Raw genomic sequence first — 22577 nt, 5'->3', positions numbered from 1 at the left:
CAAAAAAATCTTTTTTTTATTCATATTAACTATTATTAATCGAGAGCATAGTGTCAAACACCGCCATTATAAATAGTCTTTAGGGTATTTAACCTTTTTCAGGCAAATTTAGAGTGTCGATCGAGTTATACTACCAAGTAGCATTATTGAATTTGAAATTAATCCTATAACGAAGAACTTTTAAATTAATATAAAAAATTATATTATCAATTTTTTTCGTGATTCCTTGATATTTTAAATCCTATACTCCATGGGATAATAACCAGAATTAATGGACACAAAAAATCACTTATTTAACCCAAAAAATAATTAAAAAATATTAAAGTTATACAATTAATTAATTCGATATCTAGTATAAGGTGTACATTAAAATCCCATAACTATTAAGTTTTCAAAACAATTGCTAGTAAGTAGATAATGTGATCTGACCAGATAAAGTGATACCATATAAAATAGCTCCTAGGTTCTACCACACTAATGCATCTACTCTGATGCTCAAGAGTCATTGTCTAACCGGGAGGGTAATCTATGACTTCTCAAGAAACCGGAGCTTCGAGCTATGCAAGGTCTGCTTTAGCAGAGGGTGTCTATGGGGAGGTGAAACTGGTGAAACTAAGGTACTCTCAAAGAGATGATTTTTCGGAGGCAAAACCTACGAGGACAAGGAAAAGGGCTTGGGGTAAGACGAATACCTTTTCCCTTTGTCCATCAGGCGAGTGTGTCATTCCCTCAAAGCATGCAACTCGCTCTACCCCAACTGCACTAGGGTGTTCTGGCATAAAGTTCCCTGTATTGATCTTCACCTAACCCAAGGAATTACTAAGGCATCTACAGTTCAAGGGGATAACCGAATCAGTGAATTTACCTATGGGCTTTTGTGTTGAGGTAGAGTGTCCTGCAGGAAATGGCTATTCTTAGGTAGATTCACTGAAAACTTTGCTAAGTTGGCTAAGGTAGCCATCCTGACATGGCTAACCCTAGTATCTACCTGTGAAGACATCGGTTCTAACTGTAATTGAGAGTAGGACACTATGTTAACCAAGCTGTTAGGAAAAGTTATGCTCGTTGGTCTGCTCACTTCCTTAGTGAGCTGTAGTCAACCAGCAGAACAATCAAACCCTAGCTTAGAGCCATCGACAATTTCTGAAGACACTAAGGTTATTGTCTTAGGTGATATTTCAAAGAATCCAGCCAAAAAGATCCGCCGCTTCCAGCCCCTGGCAGATTACCTGGCTGAGAACTTGAGTCAGTTCGATATTAACGCTGGCGAAATAAAAATTGCCTCGGATTTTCCGACCATGATCAATTGGCTCAAAGAAGGGGAGGTACACCTATACTTCGATAGTCTCTACCCAGCCATGAGGATTAATCAAGAGTCTGGTGCTCAACCAATTTTGCGCCGCTGGAAACGGGGTGATGCTGAGTACCACACGATTATCTTTACTATGAAAGACCGAGGGATTAAATCCCTAGCTGACCTCAAGGGTAAGAAGGTCGCGTTTGATGATAGACAATCGACCTCTGGCTATATGTTACCTATGGCTTATCTGATTGAAGCAGGTTTGAAGCCTAAGGAAAAGGGATCAGCTAGTGATGTAGTGGCAGCTAATGAGGTGGGGTATATCTTCAGTGATGATGATGAAAATACTATCCAATGGGTGATTAGCTCAAAGGCAGACGCTGGTGCAGTGGATAACCAGACTTTCGCGCAAGTCCCCGAGGATGTCCGGCAAGCCATGACTATCCTGGCTGAGACGGAAAAAGTGCCTCGGCAAGTCGTGATGGTTCCAGCCAATATGGATCCTGAGTTAATGGCTCAGCTCAAAAGTATCCTGACTACCATGGATGAGGACCCCAAGGGCAAAGAAGTGCTGACTAAGTTCCAGAAGACTGCTAAGTTTGATGAATTCCCAACTCTACAGGGGTTGGACAGGATGCAACAATTATACAACATTGTTGAGAATCGGTAAATTCCATGGGCAGATTTAGCTGGAGACAATGGCCATTAGCCACTAAACTGACAATGACCATGACTAGCTTGGTCATTGTGGCAGTGGCTAGTGTCACCATGCTATCTCTGCACCGTGAGCAACAAACCTTTCGTAAAGAACTCAAGCAACAGGCTGAACTATTGCTTAAGACTCTGATCTTAGTGACTGCTGATGCGCTCTACCTTGCAGATGCTGATTCTTTGGAGCAGGTCATGGAGCAGCTGGGGGAGCAGGGGTTAGTTGAGGAGGGTTTCATCTACCAAAAAGATGGACGTATTGTAGCCGAAGCCAATCCGGTAGACGGTCAGGTGTATAGTCTCGAGAGTAACTCTGTTGGCCAGGAGCTGCTAAGGAGTAAAGATACAGTTGTTAGGTGGGAAAATAACCAACTTTTTGCTGGTAAGGCAGTGATTCTAGGGAATCAGACAGTGGGAGCGATTAGTGTCGGACTGTCTACAGCTCCCCTGAATAATAAAAGTGCTGCGGTACGCAATCAAGGTCTAGTGGTGGCAGTAACTGCAGCGGCTGCTGGTACCCTGTTGGCACTGCTGCTGAGTCGGTCAATCACTGAACCATTGCAACAGATGACTGCTGCAACCAAGCGTCTGGCGGCTGGGAACTTGAACCAGACGATTACTGTTCACACCAAGGATGAGCTAGCGGAGTTGGCAGATTCCTTCAACAGCATGACTTCCCGGCTGCAAAAACTCGTTGCAAGTTTGGAACAGCGAGCTGAAGCTCTGCGCCAAAGTGAAGAGAAAAATCGAGCCTTACTTAATGCTATCCCAGATTTAATGTTGCACTTTAGCAACGATGGTATATTTCTAGATTATAAAGTGGCAAGGAATCAGAACTCTTTTGGGTCTTTTGATCAAGTCTTGGGTAAAACGGTGTATGATGTATTACCACCAGATATAGCTCAACTTTATATCCGCAATGTTAAGCAAGCTTTGGAAACTGGGGAGATCCAAATCTTTGAACATGAGAGGTTTATTAATGGCCAACGCCGCCATTTTGAAGCAAGGATTGTGGTCAGTGGAGATAACGAAGTGCTGACCATTGTCCGGGATATTACGGAGAACAAGTTGGCTCAGATTGAATTGCAACAGGCAAAAGAAGCGGCTGAAGAAGCCAACCATGCCAAGAGTGCGTTTATGGCTAGTATGAGCCATGAGCTAAGGACACCCCTTAACGGTATTCTGGGCTTAAGTCAGTTGCTGTGGGAAGATGCCGAGGAGTTAGGCTATGACGAGTTCGTCTCTGACTTAAAGGAGATTTGGAACTCTGGTACGCACCTGCTCACACTGATCAGTGATGTTCTAGACATTTCAAAGATTGAAGCGGGCAAGATGAACCTGTACTTAGAAAGCTTTGATGTTACCACCCTGATAGTGGAATTGGAAAGCCTTGCTAAGCCACTGATGCAGAAAAAGAACAATAGTCTAAAGATCAGCAGTGCTGACTCTCTCGGGACAATGGTGGCTGACCGGACTAAGCTCAAGCAGGTTCTGTTAAACTTGCTAAGTAATGCTGCAAAATTCACTGAGACAGGCACGATTACTTTTAGCATTAAGCGTGAAGGAAGTAACCATAGGAATGGCAAGAACGAACTCATCTTGGAGTTATCCCAACCTTATTCGAGATCCTCAAGTCCTTCCTACAGCACCATCGATATTCCTACCTCCCCCAATACCTTAGCGAATCTCGAATCTGATCATTGGTTGATCTTCTCAGTAACTGATACTGGCATTGGTATGACTCCAGAACAGCTTAACAAAGTATTTCAACCATTTACCCAGGCAGATAATTCAACCACCAAAAAGTATGGTGGAACGGGTTTAGGTCTTTCCATCAGCCAACGCTTCTGCGAGATGATGGGTTGTAAAATTAGCGTGACAAGCCAGATTGGTGTTGGCTCTACCTTTACCATTCGTTGTCCTGCTGTAGTAAATGACCCCAAAGCAGAAACACCTAAGGGCTAAATGGGTAATGGGTAATGGGTTAAGTGAAGGCAAAAGGTAAAAGGTAAAGTTTTCACATGTGAGCTTTCACATTTCACATGACAGCTTTCTTCTTTAATTCTTCATATTTCATCATTCATGATTTGCCTCAAATGCTGTCAGTGATACTATCAAAGTTAAATGCCTTGACCCGAACTCCTGGAACTACGATATTACCGTAGCGCTGTACTTTTGTTAGGGCATCGACTTCTTTCAACATTTGGGGCAGGCTTTGGTTAAAGCGCAGGTTTTTAATCGGGTAGGCAATCTGACCGTCTTCAATCCAGAATGTGCCATCACGAGTCATCCCTGTGACTTCTAGGGTTTTGGGATTGACATAGCGCACATACCAAGCACGATTTACCAAAATACCTCGCTCTGTCTGGGCAATCAGGTCAGCTAGACTTTGGCTAGAACCGGACATGACAATGGGAAACAATAGTCCGGTTGGATCTTTACCTTTCTGAGCTGCCCAATAGCGGCTATAGTAAAGGATTTGGGGAATACCATCCTTAATCACCTCGGTGTAGCGATTACTCAACCCATCCCGAAAGCAAGTGCCTAATTGGAGTAGGGGATGAGCAGGGTCGCGTTGTACCTGGACGATAGGGCTAAACATTGGATGACCCAAGCGGTTACCAGTAGGCTTACCGGTTTGATCACTATGGGACATAAAGGAACGTCCTTCATCCGCTGCCCGAGCATCCATATTCCAGATTACCCAAGACAGCAATTCCGCAAAGGCAGCACCATCAAAGATGACTGGGTAGGTGCCTGGATTGACCTGACGGGGGTGACGTGAGGCTAAGGCTCGTTCAATTAGACCTGTTATCGATGACTTCTCTAAAATCGGTAACTGCTCTATGGCAAAGGCGGTGCTATGACTCCAACTTGAACCATCGTCTATACGGGCTGTCACGCTACAGTCTGCCTCTGTACCTTGGTCTAAGGCTCGTAACCCTTGGGAGTTCCCCACAACTCGTAAAAAAGCTTGAGTACTAAGCTTACCCGACCCTTCGACTCCTGCCTTAGCAGTTAAGGTACATACTCCCTTGACTATTTCTCCCCGTTCCAAGGGGGAAAGGTTAGCGGTGGCTTGATCGAAGGCTGGGGTGCGTTGCTCATAATCCTGGGATTCGAGTAGGGGTACCCATTCAGGATCTTCTGGGGCAATGCGAGCCAGTTGTTCTGAACGTTGGATAGTTTGGGCTATTGCCTCTGGGTCTAGTTCTGTTGTGGTAGCAGAGGCACAACGCTTACCGAAATAACTGGTAATGGTAAGTTGGCAGCGTTGGCGGCTGATATTCTGGGTAATCTGATTTTCCGAGAAGCGGCTCAGAAATTCGTCACCAAGGCTGAGACTGACGAATACCCCTTCTGCTTGGGATTGGGCAATAACTGAATCAACTAGGGATAGGGCTTGATCTTTGCGATCGCATATCGGAGCAGCAGCTAGGGTCATTTCCTGTGGGGATGGGCTTGATAAGCGGCGAATTATTCTAGTAAAAAAATATTATCCTGTAGTATACCAAAAATGTCTCAGCGTATAGGAAAAGGGTGAATGAGAACGATACCGCTGCTAGCTGCCACTATCATCAGCTTTGGTTTGACAAGTTTTGGTCAAGCTGAAGGGAAAGAGATTCCTGAGTATAAAGGAACCAAGCAGTTGATGGAAGGTCCATACTCCAATAACCTGGATGCGGCTTCATACTTTCAAGTTGGGGTGAAACTGTACGGACGTCGGGACTTTCCTGGGGCAGAGCGCGCTTTTCGTAAAGCCCTTGAGTTTGACCCCTATATGGCCATGGGACGTTATTTGTTGGCGAATACGTTTTTGCAGCAGGGTAAGAACCAGCTGGCATTGGAACAATACCAAATTGCTATTGCCCTTGACCCAACCTTGTCACAAGCTTATTACAACTTAGGCATTGCTTTTTACAAGGAAGGGGCACCCGATAGTGCGATCGCTGCTTATCGACAGGCGTTGTCTTTCAATCCTGAATCAGCTGATATTTATTATAACTTAGGGTTAGCCCTGGAATCTCAGGGTAATCAAGAAGAGGCGATCGAACACTACCAAGCCACCATTCGCCTAGACCCAGATTATGGCAAAGCCTACTATAACATGGGACTGATTTTAGTCGAGCAAGAGCAGATTGGACCAGCAACTACTGCACTCAGACAAGCAGTTCGCACTCAACCTAAATTGGAGAAAGCACACTACCAGTTAGGAGTATTACTGGTGGAGCAAGGGGAAAAGTCAGCGGCAGAGGAATCCTTTAGGGAAGCAGTTAAGGTTGACCCGAACTTGGCTCCGGCTCAGTATCAATTAGCGGTAATTTTGTTTGAGAAAGGGGAGTTGGCGGAAGCGATTACTCGGTTTCGCTTGGTGACGGAACTGGAACCGGAAAATGTGGATGCTTACCGACAGCTAGGGGCAGCACTGACAGCCAATGGTGACTACGCCGAAGCAGTTACCACACTCAAATTAGCTGTGCAACTGGATCCTTACCACGCCTTGACCCACTACAACCTTGGTGTTGCTCTACAACAGCAAGAACAGTATGAGGACGCCATGGCTGAATATCAGCAAGCTCTTACCCTGTCTCCGGCATTAGCAGAAGGTCATTACAACTTGGGTGTAGTCTTAGAAAAGTCTCAACAGCGAGAGGAAGCTATCTCTTCTTTGGTCAAAGCTAGAGAGTTATTCGCCTTTGGTGGTAATGAGGAAAAGGTGACAGAGGTTGATGAGTACATCAAGCAGCTAGAACCAGAAGCTTCTTTGGTTGATACTCAAGAAACTCCTGAGGTAGACTCTCCTGAAATTCCACAGATGAAGTCTCCTGACATTCTGGAGGTAGAATCCCAAGAAACTCCTGAGGTACAGTCCACTGAAACTGAACAGATGGAACCGGAAAAGTCTGAACCAGAAAGAGGGATTCCTACGCTTTAGATGGGTAAGCGGTCAATATCGGCGTTGGAGCCAATGATAACCATAAGCATATCTTTGTACAGCAGTTGATTAGGGTCAGGGTTAATCTCAAATTCAGCATCTCCTTTGATAGCCAGGACAGTCAAGCCATAGCGCTTGCGCAATTCCAGTTCCATAATGGTTTTGCCATCAAATTTTTCTGGCACTCTGACCTCGACAATACTGTGCTTAGAGTCTAGGTCAAACCATTCCAAAATGGATGGTTTGGTAAGGGAGCGTGCTAAAGCACAACCTGCGTCATTCTCAGGAAAAACTACATGATCGGCTCCTACCCGTTTTAACAGCTTGCCATGAACTTCTGAGGAAGCTTTGGCAATGACGTAAGAAACTCCTGCTTCTTTTAAGTTGAGGGTGGTGATAATGCTTTCTTGTAAATAGTTACCGATGGCAATAATTACTGTATCAAATTCTAAAATTCCGGCTTCTTTCAAGGCTAAGGGTTCTTTTGAATCGAGCTGCACAGCATGGGAAGCTATTTTCTCGGTTAACACTTGGGACACTAGTTTTTCATCAATATCAGTACCCAGAACCTCATAGCCAAGTTGGTATAGTGTGGAACAGACGGCTCGACCAAAACGCCCTAATCCAATAACGGCAAACTGTTTATTCTCTTTGGGTAGGTTACGCAAGAATGTTAAAAATGATAGATTCACGATGCCTCCTGTGACTTGCTTAGTGTATCCCTTGTAGTTTTAGTAAGTTTTTACGTGTTACTTGTTTATTGTTAAGTGTTAATTGCCATTTGCCATTGGCAAGCAAGTAGACCTTTTCCCTAGGATTATCCCACAAGTAAGTTTTCTTCTGGATAGTGAACTGAACTGGGACGGGGTTCTCCTAGTAGGGATGCCATGAGCAACAAAACTCCAACCCTGCCAATGTACATTGTTCCAATTAAAACTAGCTTTGTCCAGGTAGAAACGTCTGGGGTAATCCCTGTGGACAGACCGACAGTAGCAAAGGCTGAGACAACTTCAAATAAAATCTCAATAAAATCCATATTTGGCTCAGCTAGGGAAATTAAAAGTGTTGAGAGAATTACTGTAGTGACTGATCCGACTAAGACTCCAATGGCTTTTAGAATTATCTCAATTGGCACCTGGCGCTTATATAGATAAACCTCTTCTTTGCCTTGTAAAATTGCTTTGGTAGAACTAACTAAAATTCTTACTGTTGTAGTCTTGATGCCACCACCTGTTCCCCCGGGACTGGCTCCAAAAAACATCATTGCAATGGTAAGAAATAACCCTGCTGTGGTCATTTTACCAATATCAATACTATTAAATCCTGCGGTTCTGGTGGTAACTGACTGAAACCAGGCTTGGAGAAATTTGTCTGATAATGTTGAAGATCCTAAAGTGTTATAATTATTAAATTCGATCAATAAAAATGCGATTAATCCCACTATTAACAAAAAGATAGTGGTGCTAGTGACTACTTTAAAATTCAGGGAAAATTCCAGAGACTGACGTCGTCGGAGAATGCGATCGCGCAACCAAAGATAAAACTCAAAAATTACCTGTTGACCAATGCCACCGCAGATAATTAGAGTTGTGATCACTAGATTGAGGAGAAGAGATGACTGATAACTTGTTAAACTGTCTGGAAACAGACTAAATCCAGCATTATTCCAAGCACTGATGCTATGAAAAATGGCTAACCAGAGTCCCTGGTATAATCCATAATCGGGAACAAAAACTAGTAAAAGTAGAAAAATGCCTGTAATTTCAAAAATTATTGCTGTGGCAATGATGGAACGAATTAATGCTGCACTGTCTTGTAAACCTTGTCGATCTAAAGCTTGTTGAATGGCGATTTTCTGCTTCAATTTGAACTTGCGCCCTAGTAGTAAAATGAGAAATGTGGTGGTGGTCATATAGCCCAAACCGCCAATTTGAAAGAGGCCAAGCACAATCAACTGTCCCCAAAAGGAAAAATAGGAGCCAGTATCGACAACCACTAGACCAGTAACACAGACAGCAGAAGTTGAGGTGAATAGTGCCACCATGGGGTTAGTCCATGTGCCATCGCTAGCAGCAAATGGCATCATTAGCAAAAGAGTTCCGATGGCAATTACGGAAAGGAATCCAAGGCAAATGGTTCGGGGAATAGTCATGTCTCATTTGTTATTTGTCTTTGTCCTTTGTCTTTGTCATTGTTCATTTGTGATTTACCATCTGTCAAGACCCTTTTTCCTTAGTAGCGGATCACGGTGTGCCACCGTTCAATTGGGTATGGTCTATGGAAGTGAGAACCGCTATAGTTGGTGATACGGAACGATGCTACTGGACATGATATGACATTAAGTCTTGAAAAATTGAGTCTTGAAAAACAGATTCAGGAATTTTATGATGCCTCTTCTGGCTTGTGGGAAGCAGTTTGGGGTGAACATATGCACCATGGCTATTATGGCTGGGCGGGTACTGAGAAGAAAAACCGATATCAGGCACAAATTGACTTGATTGACGAATTGCTCTGTTGGGCTGAAGTGGAGCAAGCTAGTACTATCCTGGATGTCGGTTGTGGGATTGGTGGGAGTTCACTTTATCTAGCGCAACAGTTTGAAGCAAATGTTACTGGAATTACCTTAAGTCCAGTTCAAGCATCACGAGGAACTCAACGAGCGCAAGAGGCTGGGTTGGCAACACGGGTTCAGTTTCAGGTTGCTAATGCTTTGGATATGCCTTTTGCTGATGAAACCTTTGATTTTGTCTGGTCGATGGAGAGTGGAGAACATATGCCGGACAAGCAACAGTTTCTTCAGGAATGTTATCGGGTGCTTAAACCTGGGGGAAGGTTTTTAATGGCAACTTGGTGTCATCGTCCGATAACGTTAGCGACGGGACAATTGACTACAGATGAACAGCAGCATTTGGCTGAGATTTATCGGGTTTATTGTTTACCTTATGTAATTTCTTTGCAGGAGTATGAGGAAATTGCTGGCAATTTGAATTTCCAAACTATTCGGACGGCGGATTGGTCAGATGCGGTTGAACCGTTTTGGGATATTGTGATTGATTCTGCTTTTGAGCCGAAAGCGATTTTAGGGTTGCTTAAAAGTAATTTGAAAATTGTGGAAGCGGCACTGTCGATGGGGTTGATGAGTCGAGGGTATCGCCGGGGGTTGATTCGTTATGGGTTGTTGTCTGGAACCAAGTGAAGAGACCAGGTCAAACTTGTAGAACATATGAACTATAGCAATCCGATCGCATAAGCGCGGAAGCTGAGGCCTTTGGCCACGCTTCGCGAACGCTTCATCCCATAAGCGCGGAAGCTGAGGCCAAAGGCCTCCGCTTTGCGTTCGCGTAGCGGAGGCCTTTGGCCACAACGCTTCCGGAGCGTAGCGTGGCCTTTAGGCCAATCTGATTCGTGAAATATAGTGGCCGAAGCGTTCGCGATAGGGATAGCCTCGGCTGCGCAGAATCGCTATAAGTTTTGCCTAAGGATTTCAGATTTTCCAGATTTTACACATGATTGAGTAGGATTGCTATAGGTACTATCAGAGCAAGCTAAAACCCATGAGGGGGTATAGTTTTACTCCAAATTTTTTGCATAAGTGACATGCTCCTATAGCTAACTGTATCTTGTAGCTGTGAACTACCACGACCTACTTGGCCTATGGCCACGCTACGCGAACGTAGAGGTCGTGGCTTCCAACTTCACGGAAGAATGCCTTAACTTGGACGGGCGTCCACGTCTTGGTCTTACTTGTTCTCCATTGGCGTTAACCTCCCCCGTCCCAGAGGAGGATAGCATCCTGATTCCTTCTGCTCTAATATTCTTGGCCGCATTACCATCCCTGTCGTGGGAAGTTCCACAGCTTGGACAAGTCCAGGTTCTAACATCCAGTGGCAACTCTTTAATTCGGTAATGACAATTAGAACAGGTTTTGGAGCTAGGGAACCATCGATCTATTTCAACCAATACTTTTCCCTCCTTTTCACACTTATAAGAAAGGAAGTTCACAAAGGTTCCCCAACCCAGATCAGAGATTGCTTTAGCTAATTTATGGTTACGAACCATGCCCTTGACGTTTAGGTTTTCGACTACCACTACTTGATTCTGATCAACTATCTTTCTAGATAACTTGTGTAGGTAGTCTTGGCGGACATTTCCAATTCGATCGTATACCTTAGCTACAATTTTTCTAGCCTTTTTGCGTCCACTACTTCCTTTTTTCTTTCGGGCAGCAATACGTTGTTTTTTGGCTAACTTTTTTTCGTACTTAGCCAGGTGCTTAGGATTACTGAATTTAGAGGTCTTTTCGCCGTCATAAGAAATAGCAAAATCTTTGATGCCTAAATCAATACCGATTACCTTCCCACTGGTGGAGGATTCCACACTAGCGCCTTCATACTCCATCAGGACAGAAGCATAGTACTTTCCAGAAGGAGTTTTGCTGACTGTTACAGTTTTGATCTCTCGGTCCAGTGAGCGATGAATTATCGCCTTTACGATTCCCAGTTTTCCAGGGAATTTAAGACAATTGCCCACCTGTTTTACGTTTTGGGGATACTGGATTGATTGACGGTGATGGTACGATTTGAACCTAGGGTATTCAGCTCTACCTTCAAAGAAATTTTGGTAAGCACGACTAAGATTGAGGCTCACAGATTGTAAGACCTGAGAGTAACAATCTTTTAGCCATTTCGTCTCTTCTTGCTTTTTGAGTTTTGGAAGCATAGAGTTGAGTGCAGATTGCTTCAAGCCTTTGCCTGTTTCTTTGTAAGTTTCTATACACTGATTTAGCGCATAGTTCCACCACCAGCGAGCGCACCCAAAGTGTTGGGCAAGGATTTGAACTTGCTCTTGGTTGGGATAAATCCTGACTTTGACGGCTTTGTGTTTCACTGCACTCAACCTCGTTATCGACCTCACTTAATATTATATATACTTTACAGTAAGATGTCAAGGTATAAGTCAAATACTTGGCTCGCTATCCATCCCCAACCTACTTCGTTGTTCGCGTTCGCGAAGCGTGGCCTACGGCCTCCGCTGCGCGAACGGCTTTGCCGAAAGCGTGGCCGTAGGCCAGGTTGGGGAATTCCGCGATTCTTGTTAAATTTTAATTAGGAGTAGGTCATGAACCACTTTACTGTGCTTATGGAGTTTTTGCGCGATCGCCAAAGATTCCTGAAGGAGGTTGACCAAGGGATTAGGATTGATATCAAGATTATTTCTTTATTAATTGCCAGCTCGGCCTTTTTTGGGATTTATGGTGGAATTATCGGCTCGTTTAGTAACCCCCTCCAGATTATCTCTTCAGCTATCAAACTTCCGGCGCTATACCTATTAACGTTGTTGATTTGTTTGCCGACTTTATATTTTTATGAGATTAGCTCAGGCTCTAAACGTAATTTTGGGCAGTACCTAGCTTTGCTTTTGGCGGCGACATCTGTGATTAGTGTGATGCTATTTGGCTTTGCTCCTATCACTCTCTTTTTCCGTCTATCGATTGATGATTATACATTTTTTCAGCTCTTAAATATAGTAATATTTGGCATCACTGGGTTAATTGGTGTCAATGTGTTTTACCAATGTATGCAATTTATCACTGAGCAAAAAGCTGAAGAAAACACATATCGCACTAAGATTCTTAAAGCTTGGTTAGTGCTCTATGGATTTGTTGGTAGTCAATTGGGATGGACTCTCAGACCATTCTTCGGATCTCCTGGAGAACCTTTTGCCCTATTTCGCGAGCTAGAGAGTAATTTTTATATGCATGTTTTGCAGTTAATTGGTAAAATGATGGGCTGGGTTTAAGGCTTGCTATTGATTTGCTGTTTTGAAGCCACACTTGTGGCAGCTATAGCGCTGCCACCAGCGCTATTTCTTCTATCGATAACGGATGGGATTGTTTGGGTGGGAGGCTGTTAAGAGGACTTGATTTATTCGCGGTGTGGTTTGGGTGCATCTCATTAAAGCTTTTTGACCCGGTGGTGCGTTACAGGAGAGGCTTTCGGAACAAGGCTCGAAGAGGGGGAAAATGATGGCTCGCCCAAGGATGGTGCGTTACGGGGCGGACTATCCCAAAGCTGGCTACGAGGCGGAAAATAAGGGCAAGTCAGCCCCTAACGCACCCTACGCAAGTGATTGGGATTGGTTAAAGATATCACAAAATGGTGTAACAGGAGCGAGATGATATGTCATCAAATTTAGGGAATTTACAGATTACGTCAGAGGATATCAGAAACCTGGTAGAGCTGAATTTTGCTAAGCTTGTGGCTATTGATTTTTGTCGGGGGTTTATCTTCAAGAAGCCAAAGCATATGTTATCGGTTCTGTTAACTGAGATATTTATATTGGGTCTGAGTTTAATTTTTGTTTTGCCTCCAATCCTGATTTTTATGAAAAATTCTGGCACTTTGCCTGAAGACCAGGCTGAACTGGGCTATTTATTTACTATACTGGTGACATTGTTTGTATCAGGGATAGTGATTGGGAATGTATATCTTTATAAACAAGGAAAGCGAATTAAGTCTTTGGTGAGGTTAATGGATCAGGTTGATAACTATAATGGTGTGATTAAAGCGATTGAGTTAGCTGAACGGATAGAGGCTATTGAGGGGTCAATTACTGAGTTGAAACAATCTGAAAGCCGGATAAAAGTGATTGAATCTCTAGCTATTACTAAACAAAGTTTAGTGAATGCTTTACAAGTGGAAAATTTAATCAGAAGTCATAATAACTTAATTGACAGTCGTCAGGTATTGTTGAGCAATCTTGATGATAATTTAGCTACTTTGATGGCTTTTGATATGAGTGAGGATACTGGTGAGTATGGTCGCTTACTTAATCAGTCTCTTCAGATTGGTATGAGTGTACAGAAGGAGGTAATAAATTTACAAGGTAAGCTTAGACCTAATGGTGATTAGATAACCATTTCTCTTTGATGCGTTGGATTTGTGCTTGAAACGGGGCTGCTTTTTCGGGATTGACCATGGCGATGAAGTTGGCATAGCCTTGAATAGCTGCCATTACATTACTGGAGTTTCCCCAGTGTTTGCTGTCTGGACCGTCTTTTTCGATTTGATAGAGAGTAGCACGGAAGCGTTTTAATTGTTTTCTGGAAATATTGAGATGGTCGTTGACTACAATTCCTGTTACTTCTTGTTGCTGGGATTTCCTTAGGATTCGGGTCTTTTGTTGATTGATAGTAAACCCTTCGTGAGCTACTACGGAGCTGGTGCGTTTTAGGAGTTTACCGATAAAGCGGAGGCTATCACCGGAGGCGGAGAAGGTGAGATCATCGGCATAGCGGGTGTAAGTAAAGCCTAAGTCTGTGGCTAGGGTGGTTAGTCGGTGGTCTAAACGACGGCACAATATGTTGGTAATGGCTGGTGAAGCGGGGGAGCCTTGGGGCAGGTGGCGATCGCTTGTGGCTACGTAGTAGGTTTTGCTATCTAGTTCGACTTCTTCAATGTCCGCTTCTGTACATAGTAATCCAAATACTGTTGCTGCTGCTTCTGAATAACCGAATGACCGGAAAAGTCCTTTGACTCGTGGGTAGGAAATGGATGGGAAGAAATTTTTTAGGTCAATGTTGATAATCACATCAGCACCAACATGAGGCTGGGCGTTGGTTACTATGGAGCGATCGCGTCGAAAGCCGTGAGCTGCATTGTCTAGTTCTAATTTTTCTAGTATGTTGCTGAGAATCCAGTGTTGTGCTTGTTTTAGTTTTGGTTTGGGTGCGGAAATTAATCGCTCTCCACCGGTTTTTTTGGGAATCTTGAAACGAATGTAGTGAGATATGGTGGCGGTTTTGCGATTAAATGCGAGAAACCGTAGTTGTCCTAGGGTAATCCCCATGGCTTGAGCAATGTCTTGGGCTGTGCTAAGCAGCGGTAATTTATAGGTTTGTAATCGTATGCGATCGCTTTCGGTATGGTTTAGACCTGGGGATACTTCCTCACCGAGATAGAGTATTTCCTTTTGCTGGCGTATAGCCCACGCTTGGGCACGTTCGAGCCGTTGTTGTTCCCGTCTTTCTTTGGTTTCCTGACGCTTAAGCCTAGACTGGGCTAACCGTTCTTTTAACAACCGCTTACGGACTGCTTGTTCATTTTGTAGTTTCTGACTTTCTTGGCGCAGTTGGGCTAGTTCTCGCTGGAGTTCTCCCCGCCGTCGAATTTCATCCGCTGGATCTTCTGGCATCTCACCTTCTGCTGGCCAAAATCCGTAGCGAATCATTTCTTCGAGGACGAATTCTTCTTTACCTATTTGGCGGATGCGATCGTAGAGTTCCTGACGGGTACGGGGTTGGTCTGACATGGGAACTATTTTGTAGTTTTTAAGGTTGGTTAAAGGTTGTTTGTTATAGCGCTATGCCCAGGGAATAGGGAACAGCGGATCACCGGAACAAAGAAGAGGCAAGAGGCAAGAGGCAAGAGATAAAAAATCATGTTTACCTGATTAGGCTAGAAACCGCTATACATTTTTTACCATTGTCTTGATGAAGTCGCTGATGGCGGAAATTCCCTTTGGTGGCACCGGTACAGGCAGTTATGGGTGAGTGTCAACTTCGTATTTCCAATTTTAGCTGGCTGGACAAGACTGTTCCAAGCTGGTAAACAAAGCAGTAAGGGCCAGCCCTTTGTCTACATCACAGCAGAGTCAGTTTTGACTAATGTTGCCAGATTTTCAGTCGCTGTCTGTAAAGTTTTGTCAGTCAACCACGAGCAGCCCTTGCACGTAATAAAGTCGCAAACCGCTAAACAAGATATCATAGTTTTAACCAACTCCATAACGGGTAAATTGGCGTTTAAAAGCCGAATGAAAACCTAAAACGATATCAGAAGTGGGCACACCCATTTCCACCAACCTCTCAGCAACCGAGTCTTCAGTCCCGTTATATTGAATCCAGATTTTGCCATCAATAATATCAAAGTGCATCACAGGACCAAATACCCGCTTATCTCCTTGCCAACCCACATAAGCCAATTGATAATGGTCGTGTTCCCTATCAAATATTAGCTCGGCTTTGACCGTATCCCTATCAGTAGGGGTTGCTATTTGGGAGTGTTCAGTTAAAATATGCTTTACAAATTGCCGATATTGCTCTATTTTATCCATTGCTTAATCTCCTCCAATTTCGGATCGTAAATCATCAACTTGACTTGGTAACGTGTCAGAGCGCGTTGGATGAAAGAAAGCTGAAAAAAATCTTGATAAGTTTCATAAGGAATCGCTAAATAAACAATTCGCTCTGGTTCAAGTTCTTCAAGAGCCTGACAATAGTTAAGATATTGCCCTAACGCCGTATGAAATGTGCTGATATCTGATTCGCCAATAAAGCTTTTGATTTCTACAGCAATTTTGTCGGAATCTCGTTCAGCTGCGATTGCGATTTCTGCCGCTAAATCAATTTGTAATTTGACTGCCTCACCAATCCGAATTGTGAGAGGATCATGAGTGATATTCCATCCGTCTTTGATCAAAGCATTTTTAACCTGTTGATGGAAAACGTCTTTTGCCATCTAAATACGGGAAGGGGACTCCCGTTATAAACGTTAGTTTTAGCGGGAGACGGGGCGTATAAAGTGCGGACGCAGGTTCCGCACACAGCCCCTTGGGAATTCCCGCAGGTCAATAAATTGTTCGCGTAGCGTGGCCATAGGCCAGCGAAGCGCGAATCGTTATTAATTAGACGCATACTCATAGCCGTCAGCCTTAAATATTGTTTTTAGATATTTTGGATGAACATCGATCTTTCTCTCAAGAACCTGAAGTACAAAACTTGGACGATAACGAATAGCTATCCGACCTGTATACTGCCCGGCGTATTTTCCTTTTTTTATGTTAGCTTTGACGATATCTCCTGTCTGAAAACCTTTAAAAAACTTAGCAGAAGGAGCATGAGCTTTTGGGAACCCGTATTTATTGGGTCGGCATCTTTGACGAACACCATGACCTTTAGCTGTTACTGTCAGTGGTTTTATTCCGTTTAGTAATATTTTCCCAGGGGTAGTTTTACCTACACAAGCAGCATCGATCCAGTGAGCTTTTTCGAGACCCCTAGTCTGACGATTAAACTTAGTCAATCCACCTGAACCTGTCTCGACGGGTAATCCAGTTAATTTTAGTCTTCTCCATAATTCCCAACGGGTTGAGTTGACGGCTGCGGCATCTTTCAAAGGGGTTTTTGCTTTAGTTAATACTTTTTTGAGAATTGTTGGTTTTTTCTTTAAAAATTTCTCAATCGGGTCGTTGCCTTTGCTGAGATTACAACACCGACAAGCAAGAGTTAGATTGCTTACTCGATTACTTCCGCCTTTTGATTTTGGAACAATGTGCTCAACTTCTAAAGGCGTATTAATGGCACCACAGTAGACACAACTGTGTCCCCATTTAACAAGAAGGTACTCTTTAACCTCAAACCCATACAGCTCGCCATATTGATATTCAACTCCTGACACTTCTGGATTTTGCATTTTTTGAGTATCAAACCGCACTAACTCTTGAGATATTGCAGTCACTGGACACAACTTCCTCAGTCGTCTCACCCAGGTCTCAATATTAAATATTCGACTCATTGTCTTGATGCAGTCGCTCATGGGGGAAACCCCCAAGACCGCGCTGCATCGCTAGTGACGGAGGCAGCCACCCTTCTGGGCGTCTCCGGTTGAGAAATCGAGGTTTACGGTAACGAGTTTGCCTGCTTCTTCTACCTCGCCTTAAGGCTCTTCTGGACTCCAAAGAATTCTTGATGTTTTGTCCTCGATGGTTAATTTCTAATGCACCTGTCACCCGTCCAGTCTGTTCTTGAATGACAGCTATTCCGGTTGTTTTTGAACCAGGGTCTATTTTGATTCTATGTGGATGAGTTACAGAATTATCAACACTCCTATCCTGCATGATAATAGTGAATGGATAGCGCTTAAATACTTTAGCCCTTCCTTTCTTGAGTAGTTCTCTAGCTCGTGCCGGGTGACATGGATCCAGAGGTTTTTTATCTTGATCTAAAACGAAAACTCGCATTACTTTGAACACTCCACAACGTGGGTAAAGTTTGCCTTGACAATGTTATAAGAGCTTGAGAGGTTAACAACACTTCCTTAACTCTCTACAGATGTTTAATTGTTAACAACAGAGCTGAAGGCTGGCACGCACCTACAGGTGTTATGACTCAAATAACGTAGACCATTATCAAGTCTTAGTCTGGTCAACTATGAGCTTCTACAAGCTCCCGCTATAGTCCCATAGGACTTAGCGGTGAGTTATTGACTTTGGATGTTTTTCATCCCTTATCTCATTGATTTCATTCTATCATCTACGGCATTGTCATTAGCTGTTGCGCATTTAAATTGGATATTATTCAGTATCTTGATGTAAAGCGCGAGTGGTTTTGGGCTGGTTGATTGACCGAAAATCTGCCAAAGCCAATGGCAGTAAACTTATGCATCGAGTTCGTTTAACCTCTAATTACGACCCTGACCCAGCCATGACCTGCCGCAAACAACATCAGGTGCGACCCGTGGCGAATTTAATTCTTAATGCGGAAAGCGGACCTAAGTTTTTGTAGTCAACCTTAGCATGCATGCCCGCCCTGCTTACTAAGGGTGGTTAGGGGGGATTCCTCTTGCCTTGCCGGTAGCGCTATATGCGTCTTGACAACCTGGGATGGCGAGCGTGGGCATAGGCATAATCACCATAAAACACAGACAAGCAAAGTATAAAGAGCACAATCAAGATTTTTTTCAGTTGTTTCATACCTCGATTTGCTAGTGTAAAACTTTATTCTTCACCGATGCTAATGTAATCACAAATATTATCACAAGTAGTTTATGATAAAAGAAATTACTCTATTTTAATGTCCATCAGGAAATGATTGACTTTGTCCTACCTGTTGATTGAAAGGCTAAGCAGTGGATACATAAACCAATTTATCCTCAAACTTACTTAAAAATTAATTAGTCTGACTCGAAGCTGCTGACTGGAAGCTCCTGAATCGGAGGATAGTTGGTTATGTCGAACTGAGGTGATTTTAAATTATTAATTTTTAAGTGACGAAAAACACTGATGCTCTATAGATAAATCAGCAGCTAAGATCGATGAATTAACATGTCATATGCCATAGGAGATGACAATGTCTGTACCTACCCGTACTCCTTTACCAATTATCCTAATTCGTGGGTTTGGCGGTCTCAATATTCAAGAGGAACAGCGCTTAACCTATCAGGGCTTTAACCAAGGCACCGTCTATGAACACAAAAAGGGAACAAATGAGATTTATGAAGGATTAATCCTGAGTTTTCTCAAGTCAGACTGGCAATACCAGGATGCCACTAACGTCGTGACCTTTAGTAGTCGGGAGATTGAAGATGAACCAGCCCTGCCTCGGAAACTAAACTCTTTGCAGAAAATGCTCCAGGATGGCAAACCCCTGCCATCATCACTTCAGTGGTTAAAGGATAATGGTATTTTCGATAAATTTAAGCGCCTTAAAGACGAAACCTATACTCTAAATTATCCAGACAAAACTGAACAAAAAAGATATTTTTCAGGGGATAAAGTAGTCATAAACCCAGAGATGTCAGAATACTTTTTGGAGTCTATCAAAGAGCCTTGGCGCTCCATTTGGGTATTTCGCTACTATGACCTAAAAGAGCGTAAATTTGACACCTATGGTAATGCATTGGTGCGTCTGATCTACTTAATTCGTGAACTAACCGCAAATCAAGCAGGTGTTAAACCTAAGGTTAACATCATCGCCCATTCTATGGGTGGATTAATCGCTCGTGAAGCAGTTCAAGTCACCTATCCCAGCCTTGGTCTTAAGGCTGAAGACTACATCAATAAAATTATCACTTTGGGCACTCCTCACCAAGGCATTACCTTCCAAATTTTAGAAGATTGGCTGGGGTTTGGGGGAGAACTAGGTGCTCAAGAAGAATTAGAGCGCTTTAATCTCAAAAATCAAAGTAAGCTCAACAACCCCTATTCGTTCCAAAATTTTGAGAAACACTTTCCCTTAGAACGACTTTTAACTATTGTTGGCACCAACTATAAGTCTTACAATTTCCGGCAAGCCTCCTTTCTCAACCGCGTTTTCTCCCCGAGATATGAGTTTGGTTCTAACTATAACCGTAGTGATGGCTTAGTTAAGCAATTCTCTGCCCAAATTCCTGGGGCACCCCGTACCTTTATCCACAAATCCCACGGTGGTTTCGACTCCGTGATTACTTCCCGGGAAGCATTTGAAGTAGCAACGCGCTTTTTCTTTGGGAATGTGCGATCGCGTTTACGTTTTGTCAAGGGCCAAATCACTCGGGGTAAGGATTGGTTTGGCAAAAGTGAGTTCTTTCTGGGAGTATCCATTAAACCCCGTCTAGTGGATTTTGAACTGTTCCACCAGAGTGAGGCTGCGGAAAACTGCTATGGTCCGTTTATTAAAGAGGATTTGACCGACGAAAACCCAGCATTTACTTGGGCTGATGGCAAAAATCTGATCTGGGAAGGCTACCTAAATACCATATCAATCCTAGAGGATGAGAGCATCCCAGCACAAGAGAAAGACATGGTCTTACGGCTGGATTTTTACGTCGGTGAACGGGATTTGTTAGGTCTTGGTTTCTCTGACAATGTCATATTCCGCAAACAATACTATATTCAGGTTCTGATTGCCAAGACACCCATAGAACTCTACCTCCATACCGATGAAAAATTTGCTCAGCCAGATTTTACCGTCAATCCCGCTGATAAGATGAAAGAAGTGGATGGTGCCTGGGAATTTCAAGTGCAAGACACTGGATTTGAAGGGACTTTCCAGATCGAAATCGATTGTATTCCTGAAGATGGACATCCAGAACCGTTGCTTTCCGGGATAGGATAATGGGTAATGGGTAATGGGTAATGGGTAATTAGTAATGGGTAATGGGTAGTTGGTAATTGCTAGTTTATGATTACCGATTACCCTGACCCAAAAATCGAGCCACTATTTGGTATATTTGGTAAGTGATTAACCGGACTTTTACATAGATTAATACTAGATTAAACCAATGGCTTCATCAAAATCCAAACGCAATGCTTCTGACTCCAAAACCTCTGGCAATCGAATTGCCTACCAGGAATTTGGCACTAGCAATGACGCTGCAGTTGAAGGAGGGATTCAGGAACTTCCGCCAAATCAGCAAGATTTGCGGGTACAGGCATCACGGAAAGGACGTAAAGGAAAAACCGTTACAGTAATTAGTGGATTTCAATCATCACCAGAAACCTTAACCAAGTTACTTAAACAGCTCAAAGGCCAATGTGGTAGTGGTGGTACAGTTAAAGATAATACTATTGAAATTCAAGGTAATCATACTGATAAACTAGTGCAAATTATGATTAAACTGGGCTACAAAGCGAAAGTTAGTGGTGGTTAATGGTAAAAGATAAAATAAACCTGGATGTTTAAACAGGGATAAACGGATAAACTAACCTTAGGTTATCCGTTTGAATTACTAATTTTAATGACTAGATTTAAATAACTAGTTTCGTAATCCTTAAAACATCGTGATCAGAACGAAGGTAGGGAACTGAGGTACTTCTGAATCCAGTAACAAAGGGTCGATGATACAACTTCCAATAAATGGGACTCAGGTCATGAGCGATCGCTTTTAGGGCTTTGAGTTCTTCTGCTAGTTCCGCTGCCAGTTCATTAATCCGTTCAGCGTGGTCATAAGCTTGTTGTGTGGCTTGTTCTATTTGGTCTTCTACGGTTAGGGGTTGACTGATAGTAAGTGCTGGCTGTAACTGCTGCTGTTTTTGTTGCAACTGGGCTTCTAAGGCTGCGATCGCATTATCGATTCCTAGTATCTCTACCGATCGCTGGGCGTTTTCACTAGCTTGACGACGGTAGGCTTGAGCGATCGCTTCTGGAGACTGGTCTTCTAAGATAATTTCCTGGCGGGTTAGGGTATCACGTTCAGCACGCAGTGCGGCAATGCTCTGGCGAATTGCGTCAATTTCTGAGTGTATTTGCTCCATTTTTGCCTTTAGCTATGAGTTTTATACTCTTGTTATATTGAACAGTCAACAGCCCCATCCACAAGGGGATGGGGATTGTATATCATATTTGTAAAGAAGAAGGCAAGTGTGAGATCCGGGCGCGGGGAGGGTAGGAAGTTTGGTAAGTGTGGGAATTTTCGCGCGAATTTCTTCCTAATTGCAGAAGCGATGCAACAAGCTTTCTGAAAAAATTATTAGGTGTGGCGGGGGTTTAATAAACTCGATAAAAATATCTACTTTACCGACTGCTAATTGATATTTATGGAAACTTGAATCTTTATTTTCCAGAGCAGCTTGAGCATCTTTGAGCAAAGCAGCAGTCAAATACTAGTCTTGAATATCAGTATTTACAAGATTATTTGATTGTAAGATTAAACGCGCCCCAACCTGAACATCAACCCTACCTTTCACAGCAATAACAGTCGCAATAATACCTTGCTGCTGGTTATAGAAACATTGATTAATAAAAGCTAAGGTATTAAGGGTATTATCTTGATTTAGAGGCTCAATCAAGACGTTTAGCACACCGTTACAACCCAGCCCAAATCCCCAGATAATGTCCTCATCAGCAGTGGTATCATAAGTGACGACTATGGGTTTTCC

The 22577-nt window shown here is 43.2% G+C and carries 19 protein-coding genes and 2 pseudogenes; 10 read left to right on the top strand and 11 right to left on the bottom strand.

From position 1 onward, the window contains the following. Positions 1–1031: 1031 nt before the first annotated feature. Both F6J99_RS16775 and F6J99_RS16770 read left to right on the top strand, forming a co-directional pair. Positions 1032–1970: a phosphate/phosphite/phosphonate ABC transporter substrate-binding protein gene (locus tag F6J99_RS16775; RefSeq protein ID WP_293113912.1), complete on the top strand. Its 939-nt coding sequence runs from the start codon at positions 1032–1034 to the stop codon at positions 1968–1970. A 53-nt stretch (positions 1971–2023) separates the two neighbouring features. After that, positions 2024–3973: an ATP-binding protein gene (locus F6J99_RS16770; protein WP_293113911.1), complete on the top strand. Its 1950-nt coding sequence runs from the start codon at positions 2024–2026 to the stop codon at positions 3971–3973. A 127-nt stretch (positions 3974–4100) separates the two neighbouring features. Here the strand turns inward: F6J99_RS16770 and F6J99_RS16765 are convergent, their stop codons facing one another. Next, positions 4101–5453: a TldD/PmbA family protein gene (locus F6J99_RS16765; RefSeq protein ID WP_293113910.1), complete on the bottom strand. Its 1353-nt coding sequence runs from the start codon at positions 5451–5453 to the stop codon at positions 4101–4103. Positions 5454–5552: 99 nt separating this feature from the next. On the opposite strand from F6J99_RS16765, the gene F6J99_RS16760 reads away from it, so the two are divergent. Then, positions 5553–6944: a tetratricopeptide repeat protein gene (locus tag F6J99_RS16760; protein WP_293113909.1), complete on the top strand. Its 1392-nt coding sequence runs from the start codon at positions 5553–5555 to the stop codon at positions 6942–6944. Here the strand turns inward: F6J99_RS16760 and F6J99_RS16755 are convergent. Together F6J99_RS16755 and F6J99_RS16750 are read right to left on the bottom strand one after the other, a co-directional pair. Further along, complete coding sequence (locus F6J99_RS16755; RefSeq protein ID WP_293113908.1) at positions 6941–7636, bottom strand: TrkA family potassium uptake protein; 696 nt, start codon at positions 7634–7636, stop codon at positions 6941–6943. The genes F6J99_RS16760 and F6J99_RS16755 overlap by 4 nt on opposite strands. Positions 7637–7761: 125 nt before the next feature. After that, positions 7762–9096 carry a TrkH family potassium uptake protein gene (locus F6J99_RS16750; protein WP_293113907.1) on the bottom strand — a complete coding sequence of 445 codons (1335 nt, stop codon included), beginning with the start codon at positions 9094–9096 and terminating at the stop codon, positions 7762–7764. 180 nt (positions 9097–9276) lie between these two features. Between F6J99_RS16750 and F6J99_RS16745 the strand changes: the two genes are divergently transcribed. Then, positions 9277–10140: a methyltransferase domain-containing protein gene (locus F6J99_RS16745; protein ID WP_293113906.1), complete on the top strand. Its 864-nt coding sequence runs from the start codon at positions 9277–9279 to the stop codon at positions 10138–10140. A gap of 467 nt (positions 10141–10607) precedes the next feature. Here F6J99_RS16745 and F6J99_RS16740 read toward each other — a convergent pair whose 3' ends face one another. Next, positions 10608–11831 (bottom strand): RNA-guided endonuclease TnpB family protein, encoded by a 1224-nt coding sequence (locus F6J99_RS16740; protein ID WP_293113905.1) that lies wholly within the window; start codon positions 11829–11831, stop codon positions 10608–10610. Positions 11832–12062: 231 nt separating this feature from the next. Between F6J99_RS16740 and F6J99_RS16735 the strand changes: the two genes are divergently transcribed. The 3 genes from F6J99_RS16735 to F6J99_RS16725 all read left to right on the top strand — a co-directional run bounded on the left by F6J99_RS16735 (position 12063) and on the right by F6J99_RS16725 (position 13855). After that, positions 12063–12743: an actin-binding WH2 domain-containing protein gene (locus tag F6J99_RS16735; RefSeq protein WP_293113904.1), complete on the top strand. Its 681-nt coding sequence runs from the start codon at positions 12063–12065 to the stop codon at positions 12741–12743. A gap of 223 nt (positions 12744–12966) precedes the next feature. Further along, the gene (locus F6J99_RS16730) at positions 12967–13122 is read left to right on the top strand and encodes a hypothetical protein (protein ID WP_293113903.1); all 156 of its coding nucleotides are present in this window, start codon (positions 12967–12969) and stop codon (positions 13120–13122) included. Between the two features lies 1 nt (position 13123). After that, positions 13124–13855 (top strand): hypothetical protein, encoded by a 732-nt coding sequence (locus F6J99_RS16725; protein ID WP_293113902.1) that lies wholly within the window; start codon positions 13124–13126, stop codon positions 13853–13855. Here F6J99_RS16725 and F6J99_RS16720 read toward each other — a convergent pair. From F6J99_RS16720 to iscB, 4 genes and pseudogenes are all read right to left on the bottom strand, one after another. Then, positions 13842–15254 carry a reverse transcriptase domain-containing protein gene (locus F6J99_RS16720; RefSeq protein WP_293113901.1) on the bottom strand — a complete coding sequence of 471 codons (1413 nt, stop codon included), beginning with the start codon at positions 15252–15254 and terminating at the stop codon, positions 13842–13844. The genes F6J99_RS16725 and F6J99_RS16720 overlap by 14 nt on opposite strands. A gap of 459 nt (positions 15255–15713) precedes the next feature. Continuing rightward, positions 15714–16055 carry a XisI protein gene (locus F6J99_RS16715; protein WP_293113900.1) on the bottom strand — a complete coding sequence of 114 codons (342 nt, stop codon included), beginning with the start codon at positions 16053–16055 and terminating at the stop codon, positions 15714–15716. Beyond that, positions 16043–16459 (bottom strand): XisH family protein, encoded by a 417-nt coding sequence (locus tag F6J99_RS16710; protein WP_293113899.1) that lies wholly within the window; start codon positions 16457–16459, stop codon positions 16043–16045. Before F6J99_RS16710 ends, F6J99_RS16715 begins: the two co-directional genes overlap by 13 nt. A gap of 162 nt (positions 16460–16621) precedes the next feature. Then, positions 16622–17960 (bottom strand): annotated as a pseudogene (gene iscB, locus F6J99_RS16705) (RNA-guided endonuclease IscB). Between the two features lie 361 nt (positions 17961–18321). On the opposite strand from iscB, the gene F6J99_RS16700 reads away from it, so the two are divergent. The 3 genes from F6J99_RS16700 to F6J99_RS16690 all read left to right on the top strand — a co-directional run bounded on the left by F6J99_RS16700 (position 18322) and on the right by F6J99_RS16690 (position 21349). Further along, positions 18322–18504, top strand: a complete 183-nt coding sequence (locus F6J99_RS16700) for a hypothetical protein (RefSeq protein ID WP_149030856.1) — start codon at positions 18322–18324, stop codon at positions 18502–18504. 558 nt (positions 18505–19062) lie between these two features. Continuing rightward, positions 19063–20814, top strand: a complete 1752-nt coding sequence (locus F6J99_RS16695; protein WP_293113898.1) for a hypothetical protein — start codon at positions 19063–19065, stop codon at positions 20812–20814. A gap of 166 nt (positions 20815–20980) precedes the next feature. Continuing rightward, the gene (locus F6J99_RS16690; RefSeq protein ID WP_293113897.1) at positions 20981–21349 is read left to right on the top strand and encodes a translation initiation factor; all 369 of its coding nucleotides are present in this window, start codon (positions 20981–20983) and stop codon (positions 21347–21349) included. Between the two features lie 97 nt (positions 21350–21446). Here the strand turns inward: F6J99_RS16690 and F6J99_RS16685 are convergent, their stop codons facing one another. The 3 genes and pseudogenes from F6J99_RS16685 to F6J99_RS16675 all read right to left on the bottom strand — a co-directional run. Then, positions 21447–21953, bottom strand: coding sequence for a hypothetical protein (locus F6J99_RS16685; protein WP_070391865.1), 507 nt, complete (start codon positions 21951–21953; stop codon positions 21447–21449). Positions 21954–22127: 174 nt separating this feature from the next. Further along, on the bottom strand, positions 22128–22298 hold the full coding sequence (locus F6J99_RS16680) for a hypothetical protein (RefSeq protein ID WP_293113896.1): 171 nt from the start codon (positions 22296–22298) through the stop codon (positions 22128–22130). 3 nt (positions 22299–22301) lie between these two features. Next, positions 22302–22577, bottom strand: a pseudogene (locus F6J99_RS16675) (XdhC/CoxI family protein); the annotation flags it as partial.

The sequence above is a fragment of the Moorena sp. SIO4G3 genome, from assembly GCF_010692305.1.
In the GTDB taxonomy this organism is placed as follows: domain Bacteria; phylum Cyanobacteriota; class Cyanobacteriia; order Cyanobacteriales; family Coleofasciculaceae; genus Moorena; species Moorena producens_A.
Note: the sequence above shows the minus strand (reverse complement) of the source record. Positions and strands in the feature narration are given on the sequence as shown.

Coding starts and splice junctions, on each gene's coding strand:
- F6J99_RS16775 (WP_293113912.1), top strand. CDS start 1,032: ATGTTAACCAAGCTGTTAGGAAAAGTTATGCTCGTTGGTCTGCTCACT.
- F6J99_RS16770 (WP_293113911.1), top strand. CDS start 2,024: ATGACCATGACTAGCTTGGTCATTGTGGCAGTGGCTAGTGTCACCATG.
- F6J99_RS16765 (WP_293113910.1), bottom strand. CDS start 5,453: ATGACCCTAGCTGCTGCTCCGATATGCGATCGCAAAGATCAAGCCCTA.
- F6J99_RS16760 (WP_293113909.1), top strand. CDS start 5,553: ATGAGAACGATACCGCTGCTAGCTGCCACTATCATCAGCTTTGGTTTG.
- F6J99_RS16750 (WP_293113907.1), bottom strand. CDS start 9,096: ATGACTATTCCCCGAACCATTTGCCTTGGATTCCTTTCCGTAATTGCC.
- F6J99_RS16745 (WP_293113906.1), top strand. CDS start 9,277: ATGACATTAAGTCTTGAAAAATTGAGTCTTGAAAAACAGATTCAGGAA.
- F6J99_RS16735 (WP_293113904.1), top strand. CDS start 12,063: ATGAACCACTTTACTGTGCTTATGGAGTTTTTGCGCGATCGCCAAAGA.
- F6J99_RS16730 (WP_293113903.1), top strand. CDS start 12,967: ATGATGGCTCGCCCAAGGATGGTGCGTTACGGGGCGGACTATCCCAAA.
- F6J99_RS16725 (WP_293113902.1), top strand. CDS start 13,124: ATGTCATCAAATTTAGGGAATTTACAGATTACGTCAGAGGATATCAGA.
- F6J99_RS16720 (WP_293113901.1), bottom strand. CDS start 15,254: ATGTCAGACCAACCCCGTACCCGTCAGGAACTCTACGATCGCATCCGC.
- F6J99_RS16715 (WP_293113900.1), bottom strand. CDS start 16,055: ATGGATAAAATAGAGCAATATCGGCAATTTGTAAAGCATATTTTAACT.
- F6J99_RS16710 (WP_293113899.1), bottom strand. CDS start 16,459: ATGGCAAAAGACGTTTTCCATCAACAGGTTAAAAATGCTTTGATCAAA.
- F6J99_RS16695 (WP_293113898.1), top strand. CDS start 19,063: ATGACAATGTCTGTACCTACCCGTACTCCTTTACCAATTATCCTAATT.
- F6J99_RS16690 (WP_293113897.1), top strand. CDS start 20,981: ATGGCTTCATCAAAATCCAAACGCAATGCTTCTGACTCCAAAACCTCT.
- F6J99_RS16685 (WP_070391865.1), bottom strand. CDS start 21,953: ATGGAGCAAATACACTCAGAAATTGACGCAATTCGCCAGAGCATTGCC.